A 7,003-nucleotide genomic window follows, 5' to 3' on the forward strand; every position below is an offset into this window, starting at 1 on the left:
CCTGGTCGGGCTGTCGGTGCACCCGGCGTGGCACTGGGTGCAGTCAGCGGCCATACCCGTTGACCAGAGCGGGACGTCGACGTGATGCCCTGCCCGGCGCATCGCGGCAACCGTGGCCGCCAGCGACGCCGGATGGTGGGGGCATCCGGGCGGTGGACGTCGCGTCGCCGGGCCGGGCGCTTGGCGGTGGCTCGTTAGCCTGACGGGAGATATCGATGGGAGCGGAGCCGTGAACGATATCGATGCCGCTGAGGAATGGCTGGACGCCTGGGTGGGGCAGGTGAACGCGCAAGCCGCCCGCAGTGTGGAGCTGTCGCGGCGGGTGGCGGCGTTGACCGGCAGTGCGGAGGGCCGCGACGGCGCGATCCGGGTGACAGTCGGGTCGGCCGGTCAGGTGGAGCGCCTGGAACTCGACGACCGCGTGCACGAGCTGACCGGTCCCCGGCTGGCCGAGGAGATCGTGTCGGTGATCCGGCGTGCTCAGGCAGACCTTTCCGGTCGGGTCGCCGAGCAGGTACGGGACACGGTCGGCGCAGACACCGAGACGGGACGCGCCGTGATCCATTCGTTCGACACCCGGTTTCCCGTGGTCGAGGATGAGGAGGAGCGGTGAGCGCGGGCGTGGAGTTTCCGGCTGACGCCGTACTCCAGCACGCCGACGCGGTCAGCGGGGTGTCCGACGAGATGGCGCAGGCCCGCGCGGCGGTGGGTCAGGTCGTCATGGACGGCCAGGCGTACGGGCAGCTCTGCCAGTTTCTGCCGGCTCTGCTGAGTCCGGTTTTCGGTGACGCGACTGAGGTCCTGAACGCTGCGGTGGAGGCGCTCGGGGAGACCGCGCTGAAGCTGCGCGCCACCGCGTCGACCATAACGGCAGCGGACGCCCGCAGCGCCGGAAACCTGAGGGCGGCGGAGACCTCGACCCTTGATCTGCCGCTGTGACCGACAACCCGCTGGTCGCCGACGTCCAGAGCTCGACCACCTGGTACACCGGGCTCGGCCTGGCCGAGAGCGCCGCCCAGATCAGCAACGGCATCCAGGACGGCAGTTGGGTCGACGGCACGCTGGGTGGTGTCGGCGGCAGTCTGGACGCGCTGGGCATGGCCATCGACCCGCTTGGCTCGCTGGTGGCGTGGGGCGTCTCCTGGCTGATGGAGCACGTCCGGCCCTTGAAGGAAGCGTTGGACTTGCTGGCCGGCAATCCCGACGAGATCGCGGCGCACGCGGCCACCTGGCGAAACGTTGCCGCGGCTACGACCGCCAACCAGCAGGAATACGCCGATCTGGTTCGGGCTCAGACCGGCGGCTGGTCCGGCGCCTCCGGTGACGCCTATCGTGGCCACGCGGCGCTGCAGGCCGATGCCCTCGGCGGCATCGCCAAGGCGTCCGAGGGGATCTCGTACGCCGTCGAAGGCGCCGGTCTGATCGTCGGTCTGGTCCGCGGCATCGTCCGTGACCTGATCGCGCAGTTCGTGGGCACCCTCGCCGCCCGTCTACCCCAGTGGCTGGCGGAAGCAGGTCTGACGCTGGGCCTGGCCACCCCGGTCGTCGTCGGTCAGGTAGCTGCCCTGGTCGCCAGATGGGTCGACCGGATTCAGGGATTCATCCGAGCACTGCTCGACAGCCTGCGGCGGCTGAGCGGCAAGCTCACCGAGCTAACCGGCGTTCTGGACGGCCTCCAGAACGCACTCCGCCGGCTCAGCCGCTCCGATCCGGCGGGGACCACCCCCGACGCGCCGTCCCCCGGACGCCAGACCGGTGGGGAGCTACGGCCACCGCGCGGCGACATCGACTTCGAAGAGGACTGGGCAAATCAGGCCTACGACGGGTTCCGGGCGAGCGACGACGAGCTCCCGGCCGTCGCCGCCACCGCCAGCGAGTACGGCTTCAGCCCCGACGACATCACGATGATCAAGAATCACGTGTTCCGCGACGAGCACCTGCTCGATTCGTACGGCGACAACATCATGGGACGTTTCGACGCCAACCCACGCATGGCCGAGGCCTGGCAGCGACTCGCCGACGGCAACCCGCACCCGGCGGACATCGACCTGTTGCGGCACGAGCGGTTCGAGGCGCAACACATGGCCAGCACGGGCGACCCGAGCTACGGGCGTGCGCACGCCGCCACGAACGAGGCGGGCTACACGTGGGATCCTGAAGCCGCGGCTCGGAACGGGGTCGGCTACCAGCGAAGGGATTGACAGTGTTCGGCGACGTCGGGCGGTGCCCACGATGACTGCCTCGATCGGGATCTGGGCGCAAGGCGACCCGGCCGGTGAGCGGGTGCTCTACCGGTGGGAGGCCGACCAGCAGAGCGGTTTTGTGACGTTCGAGGTCGCCACCCGCAGGTTCCGGCCGGCGGACGGCAGCGGCACGCCGATCGGGGACCTGTTGTTCGATCCTGCGGCGGGCGAGCCGTCGGGCACCGCGGACGGCGTGAACCGGAGGTTGTTCAACCAGGTGGTCGTCGCAATCATGCGGGCCTACCGGCGCGCCGGCGCGGCCCCGGCAACGGCCCACGCCTACTACTACTGATAAGGCCCCGCTCGGCCCGGCCGAGTTTCACTGCGCAGCGCCGCCGCCGCGTCGGCAGCCCGCCGGGGTTGTGCGTTCCCCACGGACGAAGCCCAGCGTAATGATCCGCCGGTGCACCGCATCCGCCGGCCGGGCACCCGACCGTGTAGCGGTCACCATACGTATTCGGCATGAGTGGGCGGGCAGCTTGCGCCGCTCTACGCGGCGCGCTCGCCGAGTTGTGTCCGAACGGGTGTGGAACGATCCGGCATTCTCGGCGGTGGCGTCCGGAAACTGCGGCGTTGCCGGGGCTGTTCGGCGGTGCCGCAGCACTGCGGCGGTCCGGCAGCGGCACTCGGCGGGCGCCGGCCAGGTCTGATCGACCGATTTGACCGGGCTCAACTTCCCTGAAACTGCGCCCGGATCACCACGTTCGCGCCCAGTCAGGTGGTGGCACGACCGGCAGATCCGGTTCGCCGCTGATGGGTTCGAGGGCGTACAGAATGGTGAGCTCGTCGCTGTCCGGATCGGTCTGCACTCGTCCGTAGCTGCCATCCGCCGTCACCAGGAACCAGTAGTCGGGAGCGGGACCGCCGTCGTCCAGCAACGCCCGGGTTCGCGCCACCCGGCACATCGCCTTGGCCACTTCGAGTTCGGTTGCCTGACTCAGTTCCCGCAGCTTGTCGCCGGCGCTGAACTCATGACCGAACTGTCCGCCGGCAGGCGTGATCAGGGCTACCGGATCAGGCCCGGGGTGATCGTTGAGCGCGTCGTACGGACCGGCGTACACCAGTTCCAGCGGCACGTTGTAGACAGCGTGCAGCGCCTGCCGCAGTGCTTCGGCGGAGGTCCGGCTGTCGAAATAGATTCCGTACGTCATGCGCCACCCCGGTAGCTCTTGTGGTGCTGGAAAACCTCGAGTGCCGAACGCCAGTGTGCTTCGGAGACGCTCGGGTCGCGGCGTAACGCGTCGCGGGCCGCGGCTACGTCACCGTCGGCGCCGATCAACTGCTTGAGGACCTTATATTCGGACCGCGACAAATCACGAAGCCCGGACCGGACACCGGGAAGACGGTTCCGGTCGTATTTCCGGCCATTCGCCTCGTAACGGCTGCTCTCGGCAACCCAGGTTGCCCGCCCGGCAGAGATATCCGCCAAGCCAGCCGCGACGTCGGCGCCGGGCAGCACAACGGTGTTCTTCTCCTTGGCGGGATTACTGGGCCGGATGCTGTTGAGATTGTGCCGGTTATTGGGTGGCTTCAACGGCATCTTCACCGCTGGACCCTGGATCGGTGCGGCTCTGCCTGGAAGGAGTTTCCCGCCCTGCCCCGCTGAGCCACCTTGGCAAGCGCCCCCGAGACGCTGTCGTCGCCATCCCCGGAGCCGATTCTCCGTCTGGGCGGTCCGCCACCGCCGCCGCCTGCCCCGGACTCGCCGGGGGTCTGAGCTCGAGATTTGGCCATACTCACCCGTCCTCCGCTGGCTCGGCTGAGAACGGCGATGGTATCGAGTGGCGGCAAAATCGTACGGTCATCCCATGGCACTTCTCCCGGATCTCCAGCAGTGGCTCGACGAATCCGCCCAGCGCCACAAAGTCCCCGGCGCCGCGATCGCCGTAGGCGTAGGCGACGACCTGGCCGAAGCCGCCACCGGCGTGATCAACCGCAACACCGGCGTAGAGACCACCCCCGACACCCTCTTCCAGATCGGCTCGGTGACAAAGGTCTGGACCACCACCCTCGTCATGCAACTCATCGACGACGGTTTGGTAGAGCTGGACAAGCCCGTCCGCACCTATCTCCCCGGCTTCTCCGTCATCGATCGCGACGCCAGCGAGCAGGTCACTATCAGAAACCTGCTCTCGCACACCGGCGGCTTCGACGGCGACCTCTTCGAGGACACCGGGCGCGGTGATGACGCGGTCGACCGGCTGCTTGCATTCATGCGTACCAATGCCACTCAAATCCACGCACCCGGCGAGCTTTACGCCTATTGCAACGCCGGTTTTTGCGTGCTCGGGGCACTGATCGCCAAGCTCCGCGGCGGCACCTGGGAATCCGTCATGCGTGAGCGCCTCATCGAACCGCTCGGGATCACGCACATGGCGCTGTTCGCGGAGGAAGCAATTATGTTCCGCACCGCGGTCGGGCACTACGGCGATCCGCAGGAGCCGGTGTCGCTCTGGCAGCTGCCGCGATCGCACGGGCCGGCGGGTGCGACGCCGTGTGCCGCGCCCCGCGAGTTGGTGCGTTTTGGACGCATGTTTCTCGGTGACGGCGACGGGCGCCGCTGGCTCGGCGCCATGCGCGAGCCGCAGGTGACGCTTCCGCAGCTGGGGGCGCGTCCCGCTGGGCGTTGGGGTCTGGGATTGGCGCTGTACGAATGGGACGGCGCGCAAGTCATCGGGCACGACGGTGGCACACCGGGGCAGTCGACGTGCTGGCGGATCGTGCCGGACCGGGACGTGGTGGTGGCGGTCAACCTGAACGGTGGCGCCGGCGGTGCGCTGCTCGACGAGGTGCTGACCGCCGTGTTCGCCGAGGTCGCCGGCATCCGGGTGCCGGAGCGCACGCAGCCGCCGGCCGCATCAGTCTCCTTTGACGCCGACGTCTACTGCGGGAGATTCCAGGGGCCGCTCGTGGCCTACGACGTTGCCGCCGGCGACGGTGGGCTGAATATCACCGCGATCCCGCGCGGGCTGTCGGCGGAGCTGGGTGAGGAACCGAGCACCTTTCACTACCGGGCCCTGGGTGACGACCGTTTCGTCGCCACCGAGACCGACGACGGCGTGTACCCGCAGATCGCGTTCCTCCAGAACGGGCGATACCTCTACAACGGCCGCGCCCTCCCCCGGGCAGACGTAGTCTCACCCGCATGACGACTACGCACACTCTGGCGCTGCCGGGCGTTGACCTTGTTTATGACGTACGAGGCGACGGCCCGGTGCTGGTCATGATCGGGCAGCCGATGACGGCCGAGGGGTTTGGGGCGCTGGCGGCGCACTTCGAGGACTGGACCGTCGTCACCTATGACCCGCGTGGGCTGGGGCGTAGCGTGCGCAAGGACGGCCGGCACGATCACACGCCGCAGCACCAGGCGGCCGACCTGCACCTGCTGATCGAGGCGCTCGGGCGGGGGCCGGTCGACATGTTCGCCAGCAGCGGCGGTGCGGTGACGGCGCTCGAACTCGTCACCACCCACCCGGACGACGTACGCACGCTGGTCGCCCACGAGCCGCCGTTGAACTCCGTGCTGCCCGACGCCGAGGCCGCCGACCGGGGCCGGGCCGCGTTCAACGAGGCGTACGAGACCAAGGGTTTTGGCTCTGGAATGGCCTCTTTCATCGCCATGACATCGTGGCAGGGCGAATTCACCGACGAGTATTTCGCCCAGCCGGCACCGGACCCGGCCGCTTTCGGCATGCCGGCCGAGGATGACGGCAACCGCGACGACCCGCTGCTGTCCAAGAAGTCGTGGGCGATCACCGACTACCGCCCGGACGTCGCCCTCCTCAGGGCCGCACCCACCCGCATCGTGATCGCCGTCGGCGAGGAGTCGGGCAACACCTACACCGCCCGCACGGCGAGGGCGACAGCCGCCCTGCTCGGCCAGGAGGCGACGGTCTTCCCCAGTCACCACGGCGGCTTCCTGGGCGGCGAGTTCGGCTACGCCGGCAAGCCCAAGGAGTTCGCCGCCAAGCTGCGCGAGGTGCTAGCTCACTGATAGACCGTCTCGAGGCCGCGGCTGACCTGGACCAGCCCGCAAGGAAAGCCCTGGTCTCGGCGTCCACCGCATGGAGAATGGTGCCGCGCATGCCGCGGGTCATCAGGACCTTGTAGGTGTTGCGGATGAGACGGTCGGCCTCGGCGTCGCTCACGGTCTTGCGGCTGCGGAAGTTGGGGTCCTTGAACTCGTCGCGAGCGGTGACGAGCCGGCCGTTCCGGGCGACCAGGTCGGGGCCGATGAAGTCGCCGCGGCGCTGCTTCGTGAAGATCCGGCTGGTCGGCCGGTCGAGGAGTTCCGCGATGTCCCGGTCGACGGCGTTGTGCAGGTACGCCGCACCCCGAACGGTGTCACCGTGCTCGGCGAGCAGGCCGAGGAAGTCGGTGAGGTACTCGCAGCAGCTGGTATTCGACCACCACCTCGACCCAGTCCAGGCCCGCGTCGGCGAGATCCTGGTCGAGCACCGACAGGCTGCGGGACCAGTCATCGCCTGGCTATGAACCGGGCGGGTGATCGGAGCCGATCTTCGCGGCCGAACCGTGCGCTGCCTCGACCGTGTAGCGGCGGCCCGAGTCTTCCAGTTTGTCCAGTGCGGCCTGGACCAGATCGATGCCGAGCACGTCGGCCAGGCGTACCAAATAAATGGTGACGTCACCCACCTCGGCTCGCACGCGTGGTCCTAATTCCTCGTCGGCCATTACGGCCGCGGACTGCTCGGGTGTCAGCCACTGCAGTTCGGCCAGGAGTTCGCCCACCTCGCCGGCCA

Annotated in this window: 9 protein-coding genes and 1 pseudogene; 6 read left to right on the forward strand and 4 right to left on the reverse strand. The window is 68.7% G+C overall.

The features are described 5' to 3' along the window. Window positions 1-112 precede the first annotated feature (112 nt). The 4 genes from Ari01nite_RS18530 to Ari01nite_RS18545 are packed head-to-tail and all read left to right on the forward strand — an operon-like array spanning window position 113 to window position 2,535. Window positions 113-613, forward strand: a complete 501-nt coding sequence (locus tag Ari01nite_RS18530) for a YbaB/EbfC family nucleoid-associated protein (protein WP_203782513.1) — start codon at window positions 113-115, stop codon at window positions 611-613. Then, on the forward strand, window positions 610-939 hold the full coding sequence (locus Ari01nite_RS18535) for a hypothetical protein (RefSeq protein WP_203782514.1): 330 nt from the start codon (window positions 610-612) through the stop codon (window positions 937-939). The genes Ari01nite_RS18530 and Ari01nite_RS18535 overlap by 4 nt, the downstream gene beginning before the upstream one ends. Continuing rightward, the gene (locus Ari01nite_RS18540; protein WP_203782515.1) at window positions 936-2,201 is read left to right on the forward strand and encodes a WXG100 family type VII secretion target; all 1,266 of its coding nucleotides are present in this window, start codon (window positions 936-938) and stop codon (window positions 2,199-2,201) included. The genes Ari01nite_RS18535 and Ari01nite_RS18540 overlap by 4 nt, the downstream gene beginning before the upstream one ends. Window positions 2,202-2,232: 31 nt before the next feature. Further along, window positions 2,233-2,535 carry a hypothetical protein gene (locus tag Ari01nite_RS18545; RefSeq protein WP_203782516.1) on the forward strand — a complete coding sequence of 101 codons (303 nt, stop codon included), beginning with the start codon at window positions 2,233-2,235 and terminating at the stop codon, window positions 2,533-2,535. A 403-nt stretch (window positions 2,536-2,938) separates the two neighbouring features. Here Ari01nite_RS18545 and Ari01nite_RS18550 read toward each other — a convergent pair whose 3' ends face one another. Both Ari01nite_RS18550 and Ari01nite_RS18555 read right to left on the reverse strand, forming a co-directional pair. Further along, the gene (locus Ari01nite_RS18550; RefSeq protein WP_239162835.1) at window positions 2,939-3,394 is read right to left on the reverse strand and encodes a hypothetical protein; all 456 of its coding nucleotides are present in this window, start codon (window positions 3,392-3,394) and stop codon (window positions 2,939-2,941) included. Then, window positions 3,391-3,789, reverse strand: a complete 399-nt coding sequence (locus tag Ari01nite_RS18555) for a hypothetical protein (protein ID WP_203782517.1) — start codon at window positions 3,787-3,789, stop codon at window positions 3,391-3,393. The genes Ari01nite_RS18550 and Ari01nite_RS18555 overlap by 4 nt, the downstream gene beginning before the upstream one ends. 235 nt (window positions 3,790-4,024) lie before the next feature. On the opposite strand from Ari01nite_RS18555, the gene Ari01nite_RS18560 reads away from it, so the two are divergent. Both Ari01nite_RS18560 and Ari01nite_RS18565 read left to right on the forward strand, forming a co-directional pair. Then, entirely contained in the window at window positions 4,025-5,392 is a 1,368-nt protein-coding gene (locus Ari01nite_RS18560; RefSeq protein ID WP_239162836.1) for a serine hydrolase domain-containing protein, read from the forward strand. Beyond that, window positions 5,389-6,237, forward strand: a complete 849-nt coding sequence (locus tag Ari01nite_RS18565) for an alpha/beta fold hydrolase (protein ID WP_203782518.1) — start codon at window positions 5,389-5,391, stop codon at window positions 6,235-6,237. Before Ari01nite_RS18560 ends, Ari01nite_RS18565 begins: the two co-directional genes overlap by 4 nt. 121 nt (window positions 6,238-6,358) lie before the next feature. Here Ari01nite_RS18565 and Ari01nite_RS18570 read toward each other — a convergent pair. Continuing rightward, window positions 6,359-6,724, reverse strand: a pseudogene (locus Ari01nite_RS18570) (hypothetical protein); the annotation flags it as partial. A gap of 7 nt (window positions 6,725-6,731) precedes the next feature. Then, on the reverse strand, window positions 6,732-7,003 hold a 272-nt coding region (locus Ari01nite_RS18575), incomplete at its 5' end, for a MazG-like family protein (protein WP_203782519.1).

It is taken from the genome of Paractinoplanes rishiriensis (assembly GCF_016862375.1).
GTDB classification, from domain to species: domain Bacteria; phylum Actinomycetota; class Actinomycetes; order Mycobacteriales; family Micromonosporaceae; genus Actinoplanes; species Actinoplanes rishiriensis.

What these genes read in the sequence shown, in the direction of transcription:
- Ari01nite_RS18545 (WP_203782516.1), top strand. Translation starts at nt 2,233, where the DNA reads ATGACTGCCTCGATCGGGATCTGGGCGCAAGGCGACCCGGCCGGTGAG.
- Ari01nite_RS18550 (WP_239162835.1), bottom strand. Translation starts at nt 3,394, where the DNA reads ATGACGTACGGAATCTATTTCGACAGCCGGACCTCCGCCGAAGCACTG.
- Ari01nite_RS18565 (WP_203782518.1), top strand. Translation starts at nt 5,389, where the DNA reads ATGACGACTACGCACACTCTGGCGCTGCCGGGCGTTGACCTTGTTTAT.